Annotated in this window: 21 protein-coding genes, 1 tRNA gene and 1 pseudogene; 6 read left to right on the top strand and 17 right to left on the bottom strand. The window is 72.0% G+C overall.

All coding sequences use genetic code 11. From position 1 onward, the window contains the following. Window positions 1-31: 31 nt before the first annotated feature. The 3 genes from BLW47_RS18625 to BLW47_RS18615 all read right to left on the bottom strand — a co-directional run bounded on the left by BLW47_RS18625 (window position 32) and on the right by BLW47_RS18615 (window position 4818). Window positions 32-2683 (bottom strand): fibronectin type III domain-containing protein, encoded by a 2652-nt coding sequence (locus BLW47_RS18625; protein ID WP_245736744.1) that lies wholly within the window; start codon window positions 2681-2683, stop codon window positions 32-34. A gap of 202 nt (window positions 2684-2885) precedes the next feature. Then, on the bottom strand, window positions 2886-4364 hold the full coding sequence (locus BLW47_RS18620) for a tetratricopeptide repeat protein (protein WP_091559234.1): 1479 nt from the start codon (window positions 4362-4364) through the stop codon (window positions 2886-2888). Window positions 4365-4413: 49 nt separating this feature from the next. Further along, on the bottom strand, window positions 4414-4818 hold the full coding sequence (locus BLW47_RS18615; RefSeq protein WP_091559231.1) for a RidA family protein: 405 nt from the start codon (window positions 4816-4818) through the stop codon (window positions 4414-4416). A gap of 206 nt (window positions 4819-5024) precedes the next feature. Here BLW47_RS18615 and BLW47_RS18610 point away from each other — a divergent pair. The 3 genes from BLW47_RS18610 to BLW47_RS18600 all read left to right on the top strand — a co-directional run bounded on the left by BLW47_RS18610 (window position 5025) and on the right by BLW47_RS18600 (window position 6401). Further along, window positions 5025-5108, top strand: a tRNA-Leu gene (locus BLW47_RS18610). A 137-nt stretch (window positions 5109-5245) separates the two neighbouring features. Continuing rightward, window positions 5246-5647, top strand: a complete 402-nt coding sequence (locus tag BLW47_RS18605) for a division/cell wall cluster transcriptional repressor MraZ (RefSeq protein ID WP_139307365.1) — start codon at window positions 5246-5248, stop codon at window positions 5645-5647. Next, window positions 5631-6401 (top strand): hypothetical protein, encoded by a 771-nt coding sequence (locus BLW47_RS18600; RefSeq protein WP_091559226.1) that lies wholly within the window; start codon window positions 5631-5633, stop codon window positions 6399-6401. The genes BLW47_RS18605 and BLW47_RS18600 overlap by 17 nt, the downstream gene beginning before the upstream one ends. 2 nt (window positions 6402-6403) lie before the next feature. Here BLW47_RS18600 and BLW47_RS18595 read toward each other — a convergent pair whose 3' ends face one another. Continuing rightward, window positions 6404-6958, bottom strand: coding sequence for a hypothetical protein (locus BLW47_RS18595; RefSeq protein WP_175543702.1), 555 nt, complete (start codon window positions 6956-6958; stop codon window positions 6404-6406). 251 nt (window positions 6959-7209) lie between these two features. On the opposite strand from BLW47_RS18595, the gene BLW47_RS18590 reads away from it, so the two are divergent. After that, on the top strand, window positions 7210-7608 hold the full coding sequence (locus BLW47_RS18590) for an AAA family ATPase (RefSeq protein WP_217634895.1): 399 nt from the start codon (window positions 7210-7212) through the stop codon (window positions 7606-7608). A 541-nt stretch (window positions 7609-8149) separates the two neighbouring features. Here BLW47_RS18590 and BLW47_RS18585 read toward each other — a convergent pair. The 5 genes from BLW47_RS18585 to BLW47_RS18565 form a co-directional block, all read right to left on the bottom strand. Then, a complete protein-coding gene (locus BLW47_RS18585; protein ID WP_139307364.1) occupies window positions 8150-8767 on the bottom strand; it encodes a hypothetical protein in 618 nt (205 codons plus the stop codon). Window positions 8768-8929: 162 nt separating this feature from the next. Further along, complete coding sequence (locus BLW47_RS18580) at window positions 8930-9991, bottom strand: ArsR/SmtB family transcription factor (protein WP_091559385.1); 1062 nt, start codon at window positions 9989-9991, stop codon at window positions 8930-8932. A gap of 202 nt (window positions 9992-10193) precedes the next feature. Next, complete coding sequence (locus BLW47_RS18575) at window positions 10194-10685, bottom strand: hypothetical protein (protein ID WP_091559215.1); 492 nt, start codon at window positions 10683-10685, stop codon at window positions 10194-10196. Between the two features lie 58 nt (window positions 10686-10743). After that, complete coding sequence (locus BLW47_RS18570) at window positions 10744-11688, bottom strand: hypothetical protein (protein WP_091559382.1); 945 nt, start codon at window positions 11686-11688, stop codon at window positions 10744-10746. Window positions 11689-12104: 416 nt separating this feature from the next. Continuing rightward, window positions 12105-12572: a hypothetical protein gene (locus BLW47_RS18565; RefSeq protein ID WP_091559212.1), complete on the bottom strand. Its 468-nt coding sequence runs from the start codon at window positions 12570-12572 to the stop codon at window positions 12105-12107. Between the two features lie 276 nt (window positions 12573-12848). Here BLW47_RS18565 and BLW47_RS18560 point away from each other — a divergent pair, with 276 nt between their 5' ends. Further along, a complete protein-coding gene (locus BLW47_RS18560; protein ID WP_091559208.1) occupies window positions 12849-13643 on the top strand; it encodes a maleylpyruvate isomerase N-terminal domain-containing protein in 795 nt (264 codons plus the stop codon). A 12-nt stretch (window positions 13644-13655) separates the two neighbouring features. On the opposite strand, the pseudogene BLW47_RS18555 reads toward BLW47_RS18560, so the two are convergent. The 6 genes and pseudogenes from BLW47_RS18555 to BLW47_RS24820 all read right to left on the bottom strand — a co-directional run. Next, window positions 13656-14036, bottom strand: a pseudogene (locus BLW47_RS18555) (transposase family protein); the annotation flags it as partial. A gap of 166 nt (window positions 14037-14202) precedes the next feature. Beyond that, complete coding sequence (locus BLW47_RS25220; protein ID WP_245736742.1) at window positions 14203-14613, bottom strand: hypothetical protein; 411 nt, start codon at window positions 14611-14613, stop codon at window positions 14203-14205. Between the two features lie 293 nt (window positions 14614-14906). Continuing rightward, window positions 14907-15128, bottom strand: a complete 222-nt coding sequence (locus tag BLW47_RS18550; protein ID WP_091559206.1) for a hypothetical protein — start codon at window positions 15126-15128, stop codon at window positions 14907-14909. Between the two features lie 108 nt (window positions 15129-15236). Further along, complete coding sequence (locus BLW47_RS18545; RefSeq protein WP_425435417.1) at window positions 15237-15764, bottom strand: HAD domain-containing protein; 528 nt, start codon at window positions 15762-15764, stop codon at window positions 15237-15239. Between the two features lie 132 nt (window positions 15765-15896). Next, window positions 15897-16505, bottom strand: a complete 609-nt coding sequence (locus BLW47_RS18540) for a hypothetical protein (RefSeq protein ID WP_091559203.1) — start codon at window positions 16503-16505, stop codon at window positions 15897-15899. A gap of 203 nt (window positions 16506-16708) precedes the next feature. Next, entirely contained in the window at window positions 16709-17305 is a 597-nt protein-coding gene (locus BLW47_RS24820) for an Hsp70 family protein (RefSeq protein ID WP_139307363.1), read from the bottom strand. A gap of 781 nt (window positions 17306-18086) precedes the next feature. Here BLW47_RS24820 and BLW47_RS18525 point away from each other — a divergent pair. Further along, window positions 18087-20993: an AfsR/SARP family transcriptional regulator gene (locus BLW47_RS18525; protein ID WP_139307362.1), complete on the top strand. Its 2907-nt coding sequence runs from the start codon at window positions 18087-18089 to the stop codon at window positions 20991-20993. On the opposite strand, the gene BLW47_RS25215 is transcribed toward BLW47_RS18525, so the two are convergent. Continuing rightward, window positions 20908-22149: an NADase-type glycan-binding domain-containing protein gene (locus tag BLW47_RS25215; protein ID WP_091559188.1), complete on the bottom strand. Its 1242-nt coding sequence runs from the start codon at window positions 22147-22149 to the stop codon at window positions 20908-20910. The genes BLW47_RS18525 and BLW47_RS25215 overlap by 86 nt on opposite strands. Next, complete coding sequence (locus tag BLW47_RS18515) at window positions 22146-22670, bottom strand: phage tail protein (protein ID WP_175543701.1); 525 nt, start codon at window positions 22668-22670, stop codon at window positions 22146-22148. Before BLW47_RS18515 ends, BLW47_RS25215 begins: the two co-directional genes overlap by 4 nt. Window positions 22671-22686 lie beyond the last annotated feature (16 nt).

The following is a 22686-nucleotide window of genomic DNA, read 5'->3' as shown; positions in this document are numbered from 1 at the left end:
AGTGGAGGTGCTCCTTGCGCGGTGGTGCCGATCAGCAGGTGGGCAGCGGTCCGGTGGAGTTGATGCCGTAGCCCTCCAGGTTGAACCAGGCGAACGAGATGTAGCCGGTGCCGCCGCCCCACGGCACCCGGATCCAGATGTTGGTCGGGTCGGCCTTGCCCTTGTTGTACACGTAGTGGCTGATGTTGCTGCCGGTGACCTTGCAGATCGCCTCGAGACGGTCGTTCTGGCCCGCGCGGCCGAGCCGCCCGGCCTGCTCGGAGGTGCCCGACCGGATCTCGCGGCCGTTGTTGGGGTTGTCGCACCACGTGTGCTGCGCGGGGTCGGAGCTCGAGGTGTTGTTGTTGCAGACGGCTCGCCCGTAGACGGCGACCGTGCTGCGCGTCGTCTTCGCGGTCGCCTCCCCGGCGGCGTTGCTGGCGGTGACCGTGACGGTGTAGCTGCTGCTCGGCTTGAGGCCGCCGACGGTGAGTCGGCTACAGCTGCCGCTCGCGGCCGTCGCGCCCGGCACCGTGGCCCGGCACTGGGCCTGGCCGCCGCCGTCGTTGACCGTGAAGTTCACCGTCACCGACGTCTCGTCCGAGCTGCTGCCGGTGATCGTGACCTGCGGCCGGGCCACCGTCTGGGCGGTATCGGTCGCCGCCTGACCGGCGCCGGCCTCGTTGACCGCCTGTACCTTCACCGTGACGGACTCGCCGTCGCCGAAGCCGGTCAGCTTCGTCCGGGTGCCGTCGCTGACCTCGCTGCGGCGGCCGTTGGCCTCGACGACGTACTTCGTGATCGGCCGGCCGTTGTCCTGCGCCGGGGCCCAGCTGACCAGGATCGTGCCGCGCTCGCCGGCGACGGTGGTGGCCTCCAGCCCCTGCGGCGCGTCGGGCAGGGTGAACGGGACGACGCTGTTGCTGATCGGGGACGCCTTGGAGCCGGCGCCCTTCTCGTTCACCGCGATCACCGAGAACGCGTACTGCGTGCCGTACTCCAGTTCGCCGGTCGGGATGACCAGCTGGGTCTTCGGTGACTCCCCGACGGGCGCGCTGGCCCCGGCCGAGGTGGCGGTTACCGCGTACTTTCTGATCTTGCGGCCCTGGCCGTTGGCCGCCGGCCACTTCACGACCACCGTGCCGTCCGGCCGCGCCTGCGCCGTGACGCTCGCCGGCGGATCCGGCACCTCGGCGGTGGGCACGACGGGGTTGCTCATCCGGGCCGGGCCGGCTCCCTTGGCGTTGACCGCGTGCACCGAGAAGCGGTACGGCTTGCCGTTCGTCAGCCCGGTGATCTCCAGCGATCGCTGGTTGGCGCCGACCTCGCGGGTCTTGCCGGCGCCCTCCACGACGTACTTGATGATCGGTGCGCCGTTGGAGGCGGCGGCGTCCCAGCTCACCCGTACCTGGGCGTTGCCGGCCGAGGCGCTCACGCTGCGCGGCGCGCTCGGCTTGCCCACCACGGGCTTCTTCGGCGGGGGCGGCGGCGGGGGCGCCGGCGGCGGGTCGCCGCCGAGGATGTCGTTGGCGTACTTGTCCACCACCCGCACCGTGTGCTTCGCGTCGACCACTCGGGCGGTGGAGGAGTTGGGCGCGTTGATGAACAGGTGGTTCTCCCGGACCTCCAGCTCCAGCAGCCCGCCCGCGCCCTTCACCTCGACGGTGTCGATGAGCTTGCCGGTCGCGTCGAACGCATACACCTTGCCGGTGGCGTCGTCGGCCACGTAGAACCGTCCGGCCCACGCCACCGCTGCGCGTAGCCGGTTGCCCGCGCCCGGCACGCCGAACTTCTGCACGCCGCTGTCGCCGACCACGACAATCTCCCGCGCGTCGGGAACGGTCACCGGGACCTGGGCGCCGCTGGTGTGCGGCGGCAGCGCGCCCGGCGCGCGCAGGCTCAGCGGGACCTCGCGCTGCTGCTCACCGCGCACGATGACCAGGGCGTTGCTGGTCCGGTTCAGCACCGCCACGCCGTTGTCCAGCGCGGAGATGGCCAGGTCGTTGCTGGGCGGGGCGACGGCCACGGTGCGGATCAGCTTCGGGCTCAGGCCGCCGCCACCCGCCGGCGACGGCGCGGCGGACGAGGACAGCGGCGCCGCGGTGATCGCCGAGACCGTGCCCTCGCTCGGCACCGCGATCCAGAGCCGGCCGGCGCCGTCAAAGAAGCCGCCGGTGATACCCGGGGGATAGCGCACCGGCTCGCCGACGGGCACCAGGGTGCGCGGATCGAGCTGCCGCACGATGCCCTGCACTGCGTCGACCACGAACGCCGCGTCCTCGTGCATCGCGACGCTGACCCCGAGCCCGGCCGTGGTCATCGTCGTCGCGGTGATCTGCAACGTGGCCAGGTCCAGCGAGCTGACCCGGCCGGTGGACAGGTCGCGCAGGATCAGGAAGCGGTCGGTCTGGGTCACCTGCATGGGGTGACTGCGCGCCTGCGGGACCTCCATCCGAGTGTCCACGCGACCGGTGACGCCGTTGACGCGCGCCATCTCGCTCCTGGCCGCGCTCCACAGCCACGAGCTGGCGTCGTAGCTGGCGACCGCGTTGTCGGCCGCGCCCAGCCCGAGCACGGTCAGCCCCATGGCGGCCACGAGCGCGACGACGGTGCCCGCCGTGACCAGGCCGCCGCGCGTGCGCAACCGCCGCTTCGGTGTGCTGGTGGTGTCGCTGCTCGTGGTGCCGTTGCCTGTGGTGACCACAGCCGGCCGCCTCCCCACGCGTGTGCGGACAGTGTCTGTGGCGCCCGCTGTCGCCGGCGCTCCTCCCCAAAGCCGGAGCCATCATATGGGCTGGTCAATAGCGGCGGGAACCCGTCGCCTCCGCCTGTGGACAGTGCGTGGTAGCGCCTGTGGATGACGCGCTGTCGATTGTGGTGTCTGCGCAGCGTAATGGCGGCGTGCGCTAGCGCGGCGTGGGCGTGGCGCGACTCGTGCAGACCTGTCCGGAGGTGGCGTACCGGTCGGTGGAGTAGACCGCCAGGACCGTGAAGCAGTAGTCCAGGCGCGGGCTCAGGCCGTTGATGCTGTAACTGGTCTCGCCGGGGTCGACCCGGCCCATCATGGCGAGCTGTTGTCCGGTTCGCCCGCCGGCGACGATGAACGGCACCGTGCCCGGGGTGGGGTCCCGCCAGCTGACGGTGATCGCGGAGCCGTCGTCGCGCAGGCGCAGCTCCGTCGGGGGCTCACCGCCGAGCGCCGGCCCGGCGGTGGGGGAGGCCTGGGACTGCGTCGGCGCCGACGACCGGTCGGCCAACACCGCCAACCCGACCACCGTCGCCGCGATCGCCGCGGCGGTGGCGGCCACGGCGGCGGCCACCGTCACCAGGCGCCCCCGCGCGGGGGTCTCGGCCGGCGGCGCCGGTTGCGGCACCGCAGCCGGTGCCGGCTGAATCGTCGGATACGACTGAATTGCCGGGTACGGCTCGAGCTGCGGTGTCATTCCGGGGTACGGCTCGGGCTGTGGCATCGCCGAGAACGGGTACGGGGCCCCGGGGTGCGGGTCGACCGGATGACCCGGCGTCGGCTCGACGGGGTACGGCGACGGGTGCCCATCGAGCGGATAGCTCGGCGCCGGCTGCGCGACGGGCTGCGTCGGCGGCGGCTGATCGACCGGATGGCCCGCCGGCGGCTGCGCGACGGGCCGCGTCGGCGGTGTCTGATCGACCGGGTGGCCCGGGGTCGGCTGCGCGACGGGCTGGGTCTGTGGCCACGGCGGCGCCGACTCGGCCGGCGGCGGGACGCTCGGCGGCGCGTCGCGGCTCGGCGCGGGGTCGAGCGGCACAACGCTGACGGGCGGGCCGCTGACCGGCGTCGTCGGCGCGGGGGCCGGGGCCGCCATCGCGACCGGCTCGTGCGGCGTGTCCGGCGTGATCGGCTCGGGGCCGGGGCCGGGCGCGATGGGCGCGGTGAGCGGCGTCGGCGCGGGCGGCTCGGTGGCCGCCGCGGCGCCGGGTTGCGCCTCGCCGAGGTACTCGCGCGCGGCGCGTACCTGCCAATGATCGTCACCGAGCACGGCGGGCCCGGTAGCGGCGATGCGGCCGAAGTTCTTGCGGGCCTCGTGCCGGTTGCCCAGCTCTTCCGCGACCCCGCCCAACTCGAAACAGAGTCCCAGCATCAGCGGGTGCGAGTAGCCCAACGGCCGCTCGCCGGCCGCGATCGCCTCCTCCAACACCCGCCGCGCCGCCATCGGATCGTCGGCCTCGCGGTGCAGCGCCGCCAGCAGGTGCGCGGTCTGCAGCACCTCCGGGTGATCCTCGCCGAACGCCGGCCGTGCCGACTCCAGCGCGCGTTCGAGGTAGCCACGGGCGGCGGTGAGATCACCCGAGTCGCGCAGTGCCTGGGCGTTGCGTGCGACGGCGGCGAGCGGGGAGGGCTGGGACACGCCGTCATGCTGCCTGGCCGTGGGCGAATCGCGCCAGTCCGGCACCGGGTCAATCCGGCAGCGCCGCGGTGACGTCCAGCTCGACGAGTTGCCCGGGGAAGCCCAGCGCCGCGACCCCCAGCAGGGTGCTCGCGGTGCTGAAGGCGGGGCCGATCGGGAACTGCTGGAACCGGCGCCACACGCCGCCGAGCACGGCGGTGTCGTCGGTCGCGACGCAGATCACCGTACGCACCACGTGCTCCGGGCTGGCGCCGACCGCGGACAGCGCGGCGAGCGCGTTCGTCGCGATCTGATCGACCTGCTCCCCGGGGTCGCCCGGGCCGACGACCGTGCCGGAGTGGTCGATCGGGCACTGCCCGGCCAGGTACGCGGTGCGCCCGGCCGGCGCCACCGTGACGTGGTGATAGCCGGGGGTGGGGTGCAGGCCGTCGGGGTTGAGCCGGCTGATCGTCATGGCCGGATTGTCGCGGCTGGGCTGACCGTCCCGCGGTCGATTTTCAGGCCGGTTTGCCGGGCTTGTCGGCGTGGCGGCGGGGGATGTGCATGATCGCGGCGCGGCGGTGTACAGTAATCCACCGTGCGGCCCGCCGGGCGGCCGATGGACGACGACATCATCACGATGAAGACGTCCGGACGGCGCGAGGTAGGCTGCACAGGCAAGTCCGGGTGGCGGAATGGCAGACGCGCTAGCTTGAGGTGCTAGTGCCCGTATAGGGCGTGGGGGTTCAAGTCCCCCCTCGGACACTTTGAACGGGGAAGAATCCCCGGACTTCCTTCAGGCCCCGGTCGGCGACAAGAACCGCCCAAACGGCCGATACGAAACGGGACATAACGGGCACGATTTGTGTGCCGCGCCGGCCCTCGCTGGCGGGAGCGCTGTGGTGCGCCGGGTAGACCTCCCGGCGCTGCCCACACTCCTCCCCGCCGCCAGCTCCGAAGCGGCCTACGGCCTCTCCCGCGTGGACGATCACGGTCGTCTCCGCGACGCGAAGGTCTTCGCCGAGATGGGCTGGACGCCGGGTACGGCGATAGCCCTGACGCTCACCACCGAGGGGCATCTCCTACTGGCCCAGGCCGCGGAGGCGCCCGCTGGCTCCGCCGTCGTCGTCGCGCTCGACAGCAAGGGACGCCTGAGCATCCCCCTGGCCCTGCGCGAGGCTCTCTTCGCCACCGCAGGCTCGCCCGTACTTCTCCGTGCCGACATAGACGGCGGCACCGCCACCGTTTACAGCCAGTCCGCCCTTGACCGTGTCCTCGGAGTTCCCAGTGCCGCAGCAGCCTGACTCCATCAACCTCGCCCAAGCTCTGTTGGCACAGCTCGGGGTCCGACCCGAGGACCTGCTCGCCGCGTCGACCGCACCTTCCGTCGATGTGCCGACCGTGGCCGCCTTCTGCAAGGTCATCCGGGCCAACGAGACGGCAGGAATGTTGCGGACGTATGACCTGCACTGGCGTCGGTTGTGCGAGGCGCTCGGCGCCCAGGCCGTGACGAACGTACGCACCATCGACCTGCTCCGCCAGGTCCTCGACCTGATTCTGGCTCGGGGACCGCTGGTCGCGGCGGGAGCGCCGTTGTCACTCCTGCTGCCTGTGTTGCTGGTCTGCGATGAGTTGGCCGAGTTGGCGGCGGCTGGCAACGCGAAGCAGCAGGACGAGGCCCGCACCCTGCTCCGGCGCATCACCGCCCTGGGCCGCAAGGCCAACGTGGCCGTCCTACTCGCCACGCAGCGCACAACCGCGACGAGCATCGACGTGACCACCCGCTCACTGCTCACCTGGCGCGTAGCGCTGGCCCATCCCGACGACCACCACGGCTCGGAAGCCGTACTCGGGCAAGGTCGCCATCACGCCGCCGGCCTGTCCGGCACCGACCGTGGCGCGGCCTACGTCACGGCGGGTGGTCCGCCGGTCCTCACTCGAGTGTTCGACCTTCCCCGCACGGCGGTGCCATCCCTCGCCGTGCACGGCGTGCCGTTACCGCTCCACGAGCTACGGGAGTGGGACCGGGTCGCGCTACGAGAACTGAGAAGGGCGTGAGTTCAGCGCCGCCAGAAACGGCGTCGCGGAGCCTGCTGCGCAGCAGCGTGCGCTGCGACAACCTCCTCGAAACGGCCAAGCAGAGCGCGCAGTAGCTCGGTGTACGCCTTCCGGTCGAAGTGGAAGTGCATCGGTGGGTCGAAGCCGTCGTTGGCGGCCACGAAAGGCTCGTAACTTACCTGCCACCCCAGGTCGCGCCACTCGACGGTCTCGTCGTCAAGTACGAGGGTCGTGCTCAGTGTTTGGCATCCGAGGTCCGCGTCGATGGGACAGAACAGCAGTGGCACACGGCCATCATCGAAGTCGCCCGGTTCATCCCCGAGCAGCCGGCGCAAACTCTCGACAGCAGTCTCCGGCCACGTCCCCAGCTCGCACAGAGGTGTCATTTCCTGGGCGGGGTTCGGGGGCTGCCGGTCCGCGGTCACGAGCTCGCGCAGCGGAACGCCGTCCACGATCCAGTCCTCGAACGGAACCTCGTGGACGACTTTCCTGTTTCCCACCCAGCCGGTGTGCTCGGCCCACGTCGTATGGGTTGCCACGGTCCCTAAAACGTTCATCCCACACCTCCTCTGCTCCGGCTGTGTGTACCGAGCAACCAGTGTGCAGGACGGCCGTGAGCTGCCAAAACGGAGCGCGCCCAGGTTCAGCCAGGCGGGGAGGTGGACGTCGCTCGGCGTGAGGGGTGTGAGGGTCGTGAGCCAGCTTGTTGCCGCTTCTTCGGCTCTCCGGACGGTCATCGGCGCACCGCCCTGCGCGCGGTGCCCCGATGCCATCGCGGCACGGGTCGGACACCCTGAGTGAGGCGACTTTGAGCAAGGTTCAGACCGCCATCCCCGCCCTCGAAACCGAAGGCGCGAACGAGCTACTGGCCCGTGACCTGCCGCCCGTGCGAATGGTCGTCGGCGACATCATCCCTGCCGGCCTGCTGCTCCTGGCCGGTGACCCGAAGGCAGGCAAGTCCCTGCTCATGCAGCACCTGGCCCTGTGTATCGCCCTGGGCGCACCCGCCTGGGGCAGCCTTCCGGTCGAGGCCGGCGACATGCTGTACCTAACGAACGAGGGCGGTCAGCGCTCGTTCAAGGCACGTCTTGAAGCGATGCTGACGGACGCCCAGCCACCCGAACGCCGCCGCCCCCTGTTCTTGGCGGGCCGAGCGGGTACACCCGCCCGGACAAGCAAATCAAGGCCCGGATATCCGGGTGGCTGAAGCAGGAGCGCGAACGGTGATCGTCCACGTGCACAGGGTGCGGTCGTGCACAGCTGTGGCCACGTCTGCGTCGCCGCTGCCGGAATTCCTCCGCCTGTGGGCGGTGTCCCCGCTGCTGACTAGTGGCAGAACGCGTACGGGACGCGGCAATCCACCAGATCGCTGTCACTGCATCGAATTGAGGCATGCGCGTCAATGCCACTCGCGTCGGGTCCTGGACCGCCAACGCAAGAGCAGCATGCAATCACCAGCAGCGGTCGATGACACGGGCCACGTCGCTGTCGGAAGTAAGGGAACAAGCGCGACATGTGCCGGGAATCCGTGGTCTCGCCATGTGTCATTACGATCAGTGCCACGCGCACCGGGTTTGCGGGCAGCGGCCCGCCGGCCACACGCCGGGCCGCCGAGCAGCAGGTGGTGTGGGCCCACCTCGATCGCCGGCGCGGACGCATGGCACGGTGATCACTTCTGGGGCGGCGAGGCTGGACTGCGCGCCAGCCTCGCCGCCCCGTAGCCCGTGAACTCGGCCACCGCCAGCGACTCACATCCCGAGCAGGTTTCGGCGCAGCGCCGCCTCGTGAGCCGCCTCGGCCTGTTCGTCGACCGTCGGCTGAATGGGTCCGATGTCGGGCGGCGATTCGAGCGCGGCAAGCCGCAAACCATAGCCGCAGCGGGACGAGGCCTTGATGACCAGTGCCGCAGCCGGCGGCGCGGGCCAGGCGACGACGAGGAACCGCTCGCCCGACTCGCCAACCACTTGGTCGAAGTGGCGGTCACGGCCACTGGCGTGGATCCGCACCCGGTAGTGCCCCGGCCCATCGGGGCTGAGGTCGGGCAGTTGCGGCGTCTCTGTCGGCGGATATTCCAGTTGCGCCACCGTCAGCGACCCGTGGGGAACAAAGACGCTGAACTCCGCGACGTCATCCCATGCGGCCAGGTCCGACCACTGGTCGGGGGTGTCCAGCGCAGGACGGTCAGCGACCGGCTGGGCGATCACCGTGACATAGCCCCGGTCGACGCCGGCGCTAACCAGCGCCGCCGACTCCATGACCCCGGCAAGACCAGTCGAGTAGTCCATCGCCTCGAACGGGGTGCTGACGTCGTGGTCCGTGATCAGGAAACCGTGGTCCTGGACATAGATACGCAGCTCGACGGTCATCCTGTCCACCCTCCTGCTGTTTTCACCAACGCGCGACCGGCGCCGCAGGATGCTGCGTCCAGCATCCCGCGACGCCAGCCCCGAGCGACGGGGTGGGTCTAGCTGCCGATTCCCACCCGGTAGGGGTCGCCGCCGAGAACTCGGAAATCGCGGTGAGGCGCCTCACGCCTGGTCCGCACCGACTGGACCGATTCGACCGGGGTGGCTCGGTGGCGTACCCGATCGCGGTCGTACATCGCCCAGCAGCGTCTCGCCCACGGTGGTGAGGTGGTGCAGCACGAGGTTGCCGTGCCGCTGGCTGGTGATGAGCCCGGCCTCGCGCAGGATCGTGGTGTGGTGGCTGGTGGTAGCCGGCGAAATGCCGGCGCGCCGGGCCAGTTCCCCGGTGGTTGCGCCCCTGGCGGCGCCTCGTAGGACGGCCAGGCGGGTGTGGCCGAGCAATGGGCCGAGTCGGCGCTCCGGGTCGGCCGGTGTCGCCGGCCCGGCCGTCGGCTCTGGTCGCTGTCGCCGGGCCGGATAGACCAGGGCCGGGGGCAGCTCAGGGTCGGCCAGTGCGATCGGCGCGTGCCAGCAGAAGTATGACGGGATGAGTGCGATCCCGCGGCCGTCGAGGTGCAGGTCCCGGTACTCCGGGTAAGGGTGCACGGACAGCAGCGGTGGGTCCCAGCGCACCTCCGGGCCCAGGTCGGCGAGGATCTGGCCGGCCCCGGTGTCGAGTATCCGAACTCCGCGCAGTGCCCGGTCGCGGGAGACGGCTGCGCCGATCTGGGCCTGGTAGGGGGCGACCGCGACGCGGAAGTAGGCGCGTAGCGCGTCGCCGAGGCCGTGCAGGGCGGCGAGCCGGCCGGCGGCCAGCTCGTCCAGCCAGGTGCCGTTGAGCGGGGCCGCCATCCGCCCCAGTTCCGTGCGCATCCGTCGGGTTGGGGTGCCGAGCACGCGGTCGATTCCCTCGCCGAGGTCGGTGACTGGGCCGGGTGTCAGGAAGTCCGGGAAGTACCGGTCGCGCGGCAGGATGGGCAGGAGCCGCTCGCGGATCATCGGGACAAGGCCGGCCTGTTGCAGGTCTTGGCGCACCTGGCGGTACCAGCCGGCGTATCCGGCGTAGCCGGCGCGGGTCTGCAGGCGGTGCAAACTGCAGACGATTTCCCACAGTGGATCCGGCTGGACGGCCAGCCGGGTGCGGCTGAGGTCTTCGGCCGTGAAGTGGATCCGTAGGGTCCCCATGGTGCTCATTGTTTAGAGAGTGACCACCGCGTTCAATCGCGTCCACGACATTGACACATGTCACTAGAATTCATATTCCACGCCTATTCGGAACGCTGGCGGACGACCCGACCACCCACACCGACGCTAACCAGTGACGCAGCCGACCGACGGCCGGACGGGACGGCAGCCGAACGGCTGCCGTCCCGCTGGATACGACAGTTCAGCCGACGCTGCAGGTCGACAGCCACCGGTGGGAGGCGATGTTGTCGTTGGCGTTCTGCATGTAGCCGTCGCGGTTGGAGCCCCAGGTGAACCAGGCGCCGGTGAGGTTGTCCCAGGCGTCGCCGGCACCCAGGCAGGCGTACGCGCCGGAGTAGCTGGGGTGGACGTAGAGGGCGACCGGCCGGCCGGTGTTCCCGTCGTTCCACGCCGAGGACGCCAGGTTGCGCATGCTTGCCCGGTTGTTGTTGTCGCAGTTGGCGTTCTCGGCGACGTTGATGGTGTCCCAGTTGGTGTCGGCGTTGTACCACCAGCACCACCGGCCGGCCCAGTAGGCGTCCTGACTGACGTACAGGTATCCGCTGCCGGCCGTCGTGCGTTGCACGTCGACGTGCGGCGTCGGCTTGGGCGCGGCCTGCGCGGCGGTGGCGGTGAAGGCCAGCGCGGCTCCCGCCGCGACCAGGGTGGCCAGCACGGACCGTACTGCTCTCATGGTGTTTCCCTCCGGTTGGGCTCTACCGTGGCGGTTTGCCACGGAAGTCGTGGTGGTGTCAGCCGGCGGCCAGCACGGCACGGGCCCGCGGCAGCGCGGCGGCTTCGAGGCGCAGCCGGTCGGCCACCTCCGTGCGGAACTGCCGTTCAATGGCTCGCTGGTGCTCCGCGTCGAGCCGCCGGGCGAGCCGGCCGAGCCCGGTGTTCGTGGCGCAGGTCGCCTCGGCCAAGGCCAGCCCGACCTCGCTGGCCGGTACGGTGTCGGACGCCGGTTCGGGCACCGACGCGCGGGCGGCGGCCGGGTCGGCGAAGTCCTGCCCGGCGGTGCGCATACATCGCCGCCACGCCGTCACGCCGGCGGTGTAACGGGGGTCGGCGAGTACCCGGCCGACGCGCAGCCCGGCCAGGTTGTCGGTGGTCTTGGCGGCGCGGTACCAGGTGGGCAGGTCGCCGTAGAGGTGGCGCTCCGCCTCGGAGGCGCAGCTGTGGCCGCTGCGGCGCAGCACGCCGCCGCCCGGCAGCGTCGCACGCAGGGCGTCCGGTTCGCTGGGGTCGCCGTTGACGGCGCGTACGGCGGCCGCACCGCGCTCAGGCGGCAGCTCCCGCGCGTACCGCGCGTTGGGGTCGGCCGCCATCGCCGCCTGGAACCGGCGTTCAAGCACCCCGCCGTACCCGTAGCGGCGGGCGTAGGACACGTCGTCGAGGACGTACGGGAACTCGCGCAGCTCCGGCACCGGGCGCTCGGGCACCGGCCAGTAGCGGAACCCGCGGCGCTGCATGCAGTCGCGGATCAGCAGCTGCGTGGCGGCATACAGCACCTCCGCAGGCGGGGCGGATACGGCCTGCGCGGTCGCCGCCGGCTGCGGCCCGGCCGGGCCGCCGGCGCCGGGCGGGAGTGTCGTGCCCCTCCCCGCACCCAGCGCTGCGGCGAGCGCCGCCGCGAGGACGGCCGGGACTGCGGCGGCGTACCACCATGACCGTGACTGGCGGAATACAACCGGCATGACACCCACCTCCGCTGTCCGGGGCGCCGGACGCGCCCGTCAAGAGACAGCCTCCGTACGGGGCGCGCCCCGGGACAGGGGACTTCGATCAGGCTCGAACGACCGGTGCCCTGGATCGCCGGACGGCTGCCGCCGGGACGAGACGGCGTTGGCCGGCCGCTGTGGCGCGCGGTGCCGGTGGAGCGCCCTGCGCCCCCTTGCGGGATGCGCTGTAAGACAAGTAACAACATGGACAGAACCGTGATCAGGCGGCGCACGGCTGACTCCTCCCAGGCCAGGGATGTGTGCTGCCCACCTTCCGCACCCGGAGCGGGCCGGCCTATCAGCTACCTGTCACCGCGCGCTCACCGTCCGTCCTGGACTTTCCCCGCCCGGAGCCCGCGAACGGCCGTCGGCTGTCGATTGGGGCGCATGACCTATGACGGACTGCCCGCGGCGCTGCGGTGGGCGTTGACGACCCAGGCGTCCGGTAGGCCGATCCACTCGTTGTCGCCCACCCGCACCACCGCACCGTCCAGCTTCGGCAGCAGCGCCGGGTCCTCCATCGGGCAGAGCACCCACATACCCCCCGCCCCGCTCCGCGCCGCATCCGCCCGCTCGTAGAGCCGGTCCATCGCCCGGTGCCGCGCCAGCACCGCCGCGTCGTGCAGCAGCACCGGCCCGGCCTCGGCCGACAGCTCGGCGCGCAGCTCCGGCGCGGCCAGCTGCCACGCCCGCTCGACGTACTCCCCGAGCTTGATCGCGCCCCGGGATCCGGGCGGCGCGATGTCCGCCCCGACCACCGTCTCCCTGGTCGGCTTCGGGTGCGCGTCGACCAGGGCGTGCAGGTGGTCGAGGAAGCGGGCCGCCACGTTGACCGGTCGGGCGTCGAAGCGCCGGGCCAACTCCTTCCGCGCCAGGCCGTACCGGGACAGCGCGAGCCGACGTGCCTTCTGCTTGGTTCAATTGCGGAAAGTGGTCGAAGGAATCGATTCATCAAGCATGTGACCGAATCGATAAACTTATGCCGACGTCTTCCTGGACTCGATCGTTGAGCCCTTTTCATCGTGACGGTGCAGGTCGCGGCAGGTGGAACCCTGGCGCGCCAGTGCCGCGGCGCCCGCCGCGTCGGCTGTGAAAATCGCTGTCCGGTTGTCGAAGCACAGTGATAGAAAGCCGGGATGCACAAAACTCTCACGTTCTCTGATCATCTGCGGCTGATTGACGAACGGTCGACCGCCTTCCGCGCCGCGGTCGCTGCGGCGCCCAGCCTCGACATGCCGGTGCCGACCCATCCCGAGCGGACGCTGTTCGATCTCGTGCAACACGTCGGCATGGGCCGCCGCAAGTCGGCCGCCATCGTCGCCGCAGGGCCTGCAGACGCTCCCCCGGAGAAGTCCGCTTGGGAGGACGGCACGGGTGCGCCTCGGGAACGCGAGGCTCTCCTGGCCTGGTGGACCGAGTCCGTCGAGCGATTGACGAGCGCGCTGCGCGAGGCCGGCCCGGACCGCGGTTGTTGGACGTGGTGGGGTGACTCGCAGTCACCGCAGACCTCCGGCGCATGGGCACGGCGCCAGGTTCCCGAGATCGCGGTGCACACCTACGATGTCCAGCTCACCGTGGGTGCCCCGCAGCCCCTGCCGGAGGAGGTCGCCCTCGACGGTTTCGACGACTGCCAGTTCACCCTCTGCTCGACGGATGTCGCCTGGCCGCACGAACCCGCCGTCGTCGATTACTACGCCACCGAGGGCCGCTCTTGGCGCCTTCGGCTGTCCCGCGACGGCGCATGGGCCGCCCGCGTCGGCGCGCCGGCTGCCAGCGAGGACCCGGACACGGCCGACGCCTCCGCCCGGGGCACGGCCAGTGACCTGGTCCTGTTCTTTTACAGCCGCATACCGCCGGATTCTTTGAAGCTAAAGCTGGACGGCGACCGTCGCATCTTCGACCAGCTCATCGCCTGGGACCCGTCCGTGTAACAACGATCCCTTTTATCCTGCGTAGGCCCGGTTCTCGACGTGATGCAGAACCAGAATCGCCTGCAGGATCGCGGAGGCGCGGTGTGGGCAACAGCGCACTTTCGTCAGAACTTTCCAGGTCTTGAGGGTGGCGTTGGCGCGTTCACCGATGGCCCGGATCCGGGCGTGAGCGCTGTTGACCTTCTTCTGCCAGCGCGGCAGTTTCGGCCGGTAGCGGTGGCGTTTGAACGGTGTGCGGATGCTGCCGCGGGCGCCTTGGTAAGCCTTATCGGCAAAGGTCATCACGTTGGCGCTGTTCAGGGCGTCGATGATGCCGGAAGCGCGGGCCGCGGTCAGGTCATGGACCGAGCCGGGCAGGGCAGCTGAGGCCCAGACCAGCCGGCCTGCCGGGTCGGGCGGCGGCTGAGACGCGGCTGTTCGTCCGGCGGTCAACCGCTGCGAATGCGACCGGTCGGCGGCACCGGGCTCCAGCAGTCCGATGAGCACGTTGACGCGCTATCGCTGAGCAGGCGGTGGGGGCAGGGGAGGGCTTCGCGGTGGTGGGGACGCCCGGCTTGGGTCAGATCCAGGTCCAGGGGCGGACGGCTCTGTTCAGGCGGGCGCGCCATCGGGTACGTCGAGGGTGGAGAAAGACCTGGATGTCGTCCAGGGCGGTGTCGGCGGTGCCACGGATGTGGGGGATCGATTGGGCGCGGCGGAGAGCGGCGACGACGCGGGCTTCGTCCAGCTGGCGGTACACCCTCGCCAGGTGGCCCAGGCACGTGGCGGCGAGGGCGCTGACCTGGTGATCCTCGTGATGCAGGAGCCGAAGATAGAGTTCCTGCAGCTCCTGCCAGTCCCCGTCGCCGTACAGCGCGGTGCCGACCATCGCATCAAGAGCGCCGGAGAGGTCGCCGCGGTCGAACGCCGCGAGCACGTCAGCCGGTGTTGCCGGGGGTGGGTTGTGGAAGACGCCATGCTTGTGGCCCATGCGACACATCCTCGCTTACCCGGGGACGTCCCCATTGGTCGAGTTGGCGGTCGTCGCGCAGGCGTCCCGATCCGCCTGACTGCCCGCTGTTGAGCCTGGGGCGGGAGGCGTCGCACCGCCGACGGGATGGCCGGACTGGGTGGTTCTGCTGCGAGCATTCGCGCTACGTCCCCCACTCGCAACACTGTGGACGTCGTGTGACGACCGAGGCGCGGTGCCGGCCCCGGATCTACTGAACTGTTGGCCCGACCGACCGCCTACAGCCGTCCTGCCGCTGTGGTTCGCTGCCTCGTTCAGTCGGGAACGGCAAGGATTTGCGGTGGCTGGTCGTACTCGCCAAGCGCGTACCGGAGTCGATGGTTCAGGTCGTTGAGCGACCGCCGCAGGTCACGTTCGGTGCTGCCTGGTTCGAGCAGCGTCCTCCTCTCGAAGCGGTGTCGGATGCGACCGGCGAGGTGCTCGGAGACGTCACCCGTCATGAGCTCGCCTTCGATCATCGCGAGCAGACCGATCACGGCCGCGAAATCCGCGGCTCGGCAGGGCCGGGGCGTGAGTTTTACCGATACCTCATCACCCGCCTCCTGAGCGTAGCGTCGCCCAGGGTGGCGGCACGAGCACGGGAGTCAGGCAGTGCCGTGGTCCTGCTCGAGCCATCGGCGGACCGTAGAGAAATCGGCCTCGGTCAGCCCCAGGTGTGGGTCGACTCGGTGCAGCAGTGCCCGCTCGGGGTGGTGGGTGGCGACCCAGTGCCGGTCAACATCGGTTGTCTCGTCGTCGAGCCAGACGAACGGGCGTCCGGTTGCCCAACGGGTGAGGGGTGCCGTTTTCCAGTGCAGGCCCGGCGTTGGATCTTCGTCGGTGTCGGGCCATTCGATGACGGGCAGGTTCGGGAGCCCGAGTCGCGGTGAGATGACCTCGTTCGCCTCGGACATCCAGGTCGTTGCCCAGACCAACTGGCATCCGAGCGCCAGCAGCCTGCGCCCGTCGTGTGGGTTGAGCCGCTCGAGCAGAGGGTTTCCACTGGCGGCCGATTGCCGTGCGGCGGTCCTTCCGAGGGCACGCCCGTGATTGGCGGGCCGGGCGGCGAACGGGAGCAGCGGGCCGTCGACGTCAAGGAAGATCAAGGGATGGTGGGCGGGGCCGGGCAGCACGCGCGAACCGTATCCCAGGCGGGGGCCCCGCCCATGCGCGTTCAGTTGGTTGGGCCGTCTATGAGACGGCGTAGTGCTTTCCCGGCGGTGGGGTAGGCGAGTCGCAGTGTGGGCGGTGAGTTGGATTGCCCATCAGGTGAGGGCGACGAGGTAGCCGACGATGAGGGCGCTGCTGGTGTTGCTGGTGAAGACGATGGCGTAGCCGATGGCGAGGCCGGGTGCGGTGATGGTGCGGATGGTGCGGCTTCGGCTGGCGGTCAGGGCGGTGGCGATGCCCAGCAGTGCGGCTCCGGCGCTGCCGACGAGGCTGGGCATGCCGGTCAGGTCGACCGGCGGGGTGAGGGTGAGCGCTGCCCGCATGAGGTAGATGCCGCCGGTGGCGATTGCGGCGGGCAGGATCGCCGGCCGGGTGCGTGCGAGCCAGTCGGGCAGCTGCGCAGCGGGGATTCGGGGTGCGGTGGCGGCGATGACGGTGGCGCAGACGGCGAGGGGTAGCGCGGAGCCCAGGGTCCATTTCAGGTACGGGCGGTAGTCGAATTCGACGGCGGTGCCGGTGGCGAGGCCGTAGAGGACGGCGGTGATGGCGCCACCGACGGCGGCGGCGAGGTATCCGCGTCGGATCAGGCTGCCGGTCGCCGGTTCGGGTGCGGAGGTGGTGGGTGTTCCGGCGAGCCAGGTGGTGGGGGCGAGGTGCGCCACGGCGAACGCGGTGAGCATGGCGAGCGCGCCAGCGATGCCCAACTGGGGTAGGGAGATGCGGACGCCGACGACGTGGACGGTGAAGGTGGTGACGATGTCGGCGGTGAGGATGGCTTGCAGGAGCAGGGTGAGCGAGCAGGCGCCCAGAAGGATGGCGCCGGTCAGGTCCCGGATGCGGAGCCGAACTCGTGGCAGTTGAGTGTCGGCGGCGGTGGTTGTTGCCTGGTGGTGGGGTGCGGTGAGGGTCAGGGCTCCGTTGGCAAGCGCGTGGGAGTGGTCGTTGAGGGTGGTGGGAGTGTGGCCGGTGGCTGCGGTGAGCCGTTCTCGCAGGCCGGGATCGCTTCGGCTTCGCGGTGGATCACGCCGCTGAGGTGTTGGCGGTCCACGTCGGCGGCGTCGAGGAGGTCCTGAACAGCCGGGTCGATCTCGTCGAGGAGGGGCTGTGCTGCGGTGGTGACGTCATCGCGGGTGATGACGGCGGGCTTGCGGGGTGCGGGCAGGAGAACGGGCGCGCGGTCATGAGCCGTGAGGACTTGCCTGGCCTGACGGACGGACTCCAGCAGCGCTTCGTCGTCGTGTCCGGGTGTGGTCTGGGGTGCTCCGGCTTGTAGTGCCTCGTCCGCGGTGCTGCGATCGACGATCTTCTGGGCGAGCTCTTGGTCCAGCTCGCGGGTCGGGCTGATCGTTCGAGTCGCGAGTTCGCGGTAGCCGTCCGCGCTGACCTGGAGGACGGTCAGGGTGACCGGGTGCCGGTCGGCCTGGCAGATGAGCAGACAGGAGCCGTCCGGGACGCTACCTGCAGCCGTCGCGTAGGCAGCGAGTGCCGCTGGTGCGGTGACCATGGCGGGGCGGGCAGACCGGCGCGGGCGGCCGCGTCGGTGAGGTGCCCACGTCGGCGCGGCCCCCAGGCCGAGGGGATGGTTACGGCGAGGGCGGCGACGGGTCCGCCAGCCTGGCGGGTGGCCTGGTCGGCGATGTGCCACAGCTGCCCGGCTAGCAGCTGCACGGCGTCGACCGGCGGGTCGGCCTCGGTTGGGCCGAGCAGCTGCAGCGGGTCGGGGATGAACTGTTGGTTCGCCGAGGGCTCTGGTGGCGCGGTCACGCCCACGTACAGCTGACCGGCGGGGTCGACAGTTATGCCGTACGGCATCACGAAACGACCGTTGAGCATGACGGGGATTCGGGCGCCGTCGCGGTCGGCGGTGGCGGCGATGGCTGACGAGCTCAGATCGATCGACAGTCGGATGCCCCCGTTTGGCATGCGACGCAGTCTCTCCCGACGGGGAAGGAGATCGCCAACCACCGTCTCGTCCGGTGATCCTTTGTGCGCGCATGGTGAAAATTCTTCTCCACGAGATGATCACCGACGCGCATTGCCGCGTATGCGAGAAGAAGTCGCTATCAAGCGGGGGAGGAACAGCGTGCCGCACGAGTCGCCGGGCACAGGTGACGGTGGCGGGCCCGACCGTCACTGAACCGCGAGAGGCCGGGCCGTCGTGTCCGACATCCGATCGTGCGGATATGATCACGCTGGGCAATGGGAGCGCGTGACTGACTAACATGAGCGGTGTTCCGGTCACGGCAGCATGACCCATGGTCGTCGCTCCCGGGGAGGTGCCCGTGATGCCGACGGAGGCCGTTCGTCATCCGTCCCTGAGCTTGATCCGACCGAGGCTGATCACCGCGTTGGAGGTCCGACCGCTCTCCCTCGGCCTGGTCGTCGCGCCCGCCGGCGCGGGCAAGACCACACTGCTCGCCCAGTACGCCGGCGGTTGCGCCGGCCCGATGGCGTGGCTGCGCATCGTGCCGTCGGACGCGGACCCGTCAGGGCTGGCGGACCGGCTGGACACGACCCTGCCCGGCGGCGGCGGCGGGCTGCTGGTCGTCGACGATCTGCACCTGATCGAGGGCTCACCGGGGGAGTCCGTGCTGCTGGACCGCGCCCTCGCGCTGACCAGGGCGGGCGTCCGGGTGCTGATCGGCACCCGCCGCGCCCCGGCGCTCGTCCTGGCCCGGCACGAGTTCTCCGATAGCGTCGTCATCGACGCCGAGCAGCTCAGGTTCCGCACCTGGGAGGTCGAACGGCTGCTGCGTGACGTCTACCGGGAGCCGCTGCCCGCCGACGACGTGGCGGCCCTGACCCGGCGGCTCGGGGGATGGGCGGCCGGCCTGAAGCTCTACCACCTCTCCACCCGCGGCCAACCGATGCCCGAGCGGCGGCGCGCGGTGGCCTCGCTGGCCATGCGCTCGGCGCTGTCCCGGGACTACCTGACCCGGACGGTCCTGGCCGAGCTGACCCCGTCGCTGCGCCGGTTCCTCGTCCGCACCTGCGTGTTCGAGGTGCTCACCGCCGAGCGGTGCGACCGGCTGCTGGGCGGCGACGATGGGCAGGCCGCGCTGGAGGAGCTGGAACGCCGGCAGGCGTTCACCGTCACCCACGACGGCGGCCGTTCCTTCGCGTACCACGAGGTGCTGCGCGCCCACCTGACCGCCGCGCTGGTGGAGGACGTGGGGGAGGCCGCGGCGCGGGCCTGGCACGCGCGCGCGGGCCGGCTCCTCGCCGAGGAGGGCGCGGCGCTGGAGGCCGCCCGGTGCTTCGCCCGGGCCCAGCTCTGGCCCGAGGTGCACCGCCTGCTCGACGTCGCCGGCGCAGCCGCGGCCGTGCCGAGCCTCGACGAGTGGTCCGACCTGCTGCCTGCCTGGTTCATCGCCGAGGACCCGTGGCTGGTGCTGGCCGACGCCCAGCACCGGCTCCACGAGGGTCAGCTGGCGAGGGCGGTGCCGTTGCTGCGCCGGGCCGAGGAGATGTTCGGCGGCGGGGCGGGCGCGGCCCGCTGCCGGGCGCTGCGCGCCGACGTGACGGCCTGGCTGCCGGACGGGCCGCACTGGCGTGGCCACTGGTCCGGCTGGCTGCGCACCGCCAGTCGCCGTCACCCGATGGTCGTCGTCGGCGAGGCCGAGCGGCTGACCGGCGCGGAGGAGACCCTGGTCCGGGCGGGGGCGCTGCTGCTCTCCGGGCATGCCGCCGAGGCGGTGCGCGTGCTGGACCGCGCCGTCACTCCCGCCGACACCGGCCTGGTCGGCCTCGGCTGCCGGCTGCTGCGGGCCGCCGCCGCGGTGGCCGGCGGTGACCCGGAGGCCCCCGCCGCCGTCGCCGCCGTCGGCCTGGACGCCGATCGGGCGAGTCTGCCGTGGCTGGCCCGGCTCGCCCGGGCCGTACCGGCCCTGAGCGGGGCGGACGCCGACCTCAAGGAGGCGGTCGCCGTGGTGGAGGAGTGCGACCGGCTGGGGGACCGGTGGGGCGCCCTGCTCGCCGGCGGGTGCGCCGCGCTGGCCCGGTCGCTGCGCGGCGGGCCGGAGCCGGAGGAGGCGGCCCGGCTGCTCGACCGGGCCCGCGAGGTGGACACCGGCGTTCTCGCCGCTTGGGCGCAGTCCCTGCTCGCGCTGGCCGCCGCGCGGGCCCGCCTCCCCGACGCCGACGTCGAGGTCCGCCGGGCCGAGAGCACCGCGCGGGCCGCCGGAGTGGCCGGGGCGCGGGTGCTCGCCCTCGCCGCCGGCGTGCCCGCCGGGCCGGGGCGGGCGGGCGCGCTGTCGGCCGTGCACGCCGCAGCCGAGCAGGCCGGGCTGCCCCGGGCCGCGGTGGCCGCCTGGCTCGCCCCGGACCTTCGGGCGGCGCCCGCGCCGAACAGCGCCCCGCTGACCGTACGCTGCTTCGGCGGCTTCCGGATCTGCCTGCACGGCGAGCCGCTGAACTGGTCCTCGCTGCGGCCCCGGGCCCGGGCGGTGGCCCGGATCCTCGCCATGCACGCCGGGCCGGTGCACCGCGACCGGTTGCTCGACGCGCTCTGGCCGGACACCGACCCGGGTACGGCCACCCGGACCCTGCACGTCGCCCTGTCCAGCCTGCGCCGGTTCCTCGACACCCACCTGCCCGCCGGCGCGGGCGAGACGTTGCTGCACCGCGACGGGGACGCGTACCTGCTGGCCCTTCCCGCGGACGCGTGGTGCGACGTCCGGGAGTTCCGGCAGGCCGTGGAACGGGCGTCCCGGCACGGGCCGACGAGTGACCCGCGGGTGCTGGACGACCTGCGGGTGGCGGTGACCGCGTACGCCGGTGAGCTGCTGCCGGAGGACGGCCCGGCGGAGTGGGTGGTGGCCGAGCGGGAGACCCTGCGCCGGCAGGCGGCCGACGCGGCGGCCCGGCTCGCCGAGGCGGCCCTCTCCGGAGCCGGCGGTGCGGCACCCGAGCCGGCGGTGGCGATGGCCGCCCGCTGTGTCGAGATCGACCCCTGCCACGACGCCGGGTGGCGGCTGCTGATCGCCGCCCATGACCGGGCGGGCAACGTCGCCGCCGCCGAACAGGCCCGCCGCCGGTACGCCGACGTGCTCGTCTCCCTCGGGCTGGACCTGTCCCTCGCCACGGGCACCCCGCCGGGCGCCCCGGTCACCGTCGACCGAAGAATTCCGCTTCCCCGATCGCCACGGACGGAATCAGCCCAGGCCCGTACGTCGAACGCACCACCAGTCTGATCCGCACCACCTTCGACGCCTCCACCTCGAAGTGCTGTTCCCCGGGTTCGTCGCGCAGTTCGATGTCGGTCTTCTGCTGCTTGCCGTCGGCGGCCACAGTGACCACGGTCAGCCCGCGCGGCCGCCCGCCGGCGAGGAACGCCTGCCGCCGTGGGCCGACCCCGGGGGTGATCACCACGGTGAGCAGTCGGACCGGCTCGTTGAACCGGCCCTCCACCCACGCGTCGACGGCCTTCCCGTTTGGCGCCCAGTACCGGTTGTTCGCCCCGTCGGTCAGCTTGGCCGCTGCCGCGCCGGGCGCCTCCGAGGACGCGGCCACCGACGCGGGCACGAGCGGCGTCGGGTCCTCGGTGCGGTCGCGTACCGCCTCCAGGGCGCGGCGGGCCAGCGGTGGCCCGGTCACGGCCAGCACCCCGACCAGGCAGAGCACCAGCACGATCAGCAGGCTCCGGCGGGCGGCCCGGGAGGCACGGCGTTCCTCCCGCCGGGAACGGCGGGGGGCGCGGCGGCGCAGCCGGTCCCACCATCGCTGCCACCACGTACGCCGCGGCGCGACGGCCGCCGGGGCGGAGAGTTGAGTGCCGCACGCCCGGCAGAACCGCCGGCCCGGGTCGTTGTTCACGGCGCAGGCAGGACAGACCAGCCGGGCAACGGGCGGGCGGGCCGCCGGGTCGACCGACTCCACCGGGACGGGTTCCGGACCCGACCCCTGCCCCCGTCGTTCCGGCGGTCCGGGCTGCCGGGGCGCGGGCTGGGCGCCTCCGCCGGCCCGGTCACCCGTCCCCGAGCCGTCCGTGGGCTGTCGGGGCGGCACGTCCGCGTCGCTCCGGTGGGTGTCGCCGCGGGTGGAGGCAGCGACCGACGTCGGGACGTCGACGGTCGGTGGGAGCGGGCCGGCGTCGGTCCCGGGCCCGGCCGCGCTGGCCCGCGCGCCCGCGTCCGGGCCGGTCCCCACCCGCGTGTCGACCGCCGGCCGTCCCTCGGCGGGGCGCCCGGCGGGTGGCCCGTCGTCGGCCGGCCGGCCGGCGGGGGCACGGTCCCCGGCCCCGCCGGTCGACGTCCCGGCGCCCGCGTCCCAGCGCAGGAACTCGCCGCACGCGCCGCAGAACTGGTCGTCGTCGCCGTTGGTGGCGCCGCACGCGGTGCAAATGATCATGGCTGCGTCTCCAGCGTCACCCGGACGTGGGCGGGCACGGCGGACGCCACAACCTGGCGCACCAGCGCCTCGTCGACGTAACCCGGCACCCGTATCCGGACCTCCGGCACCTCGTCCGGCGGCGGCGCGTCCGTCGGCGTCGCCGACCAGGTCACCCCGCCGCTGTCGGTGATCTCCACCGTGGCCCCGGTGGCGACCCGCACCGCCAGCGCCACGCCCCGGGCCGTGCCGCGCCAGCGGTGCACCTCCACCGCGCGCCGGACCAGCTCCCGGCGTACCTCCGGCGGCCCGTCCCCGTCCAGCGGCGCGGCCACCCAGCCGGCCAGCCAGTCCAGGAAGTCCGGCGGGGCGAGCGCCAGATCGAAGTAGGCGTCGAGGCAATCGAGCGTCAGCAGGATCGGGGCCAGCACCTCGTCCAGGCCGGCGGTGAACCGCTGCGCGAAGTCGTCCTCCAGGTACATCGCGGGCAGCTGCTGCCCGATCGGGTGCGGGCTCACCAGCCCCGGTACGGAACCCCGCATGATCCACTCCTGTCGT

Source organism: Micromonospora pattaloongensis (assembly GCF_900107255.1).
GTDB classification, from domain to species: domain Bacteria; phylum Actinomycetota; class Actinomycetes; order Mycobacteriales; family Micromonosporaceae; genus Micromonospora_I; species Micromonospora_I pattaloongensis.
The sequence above is the reverse complement of the archived record's forward strand: the minus strand, read 5'-3'. Positions and strand labels throughout refer to the sequence as shown.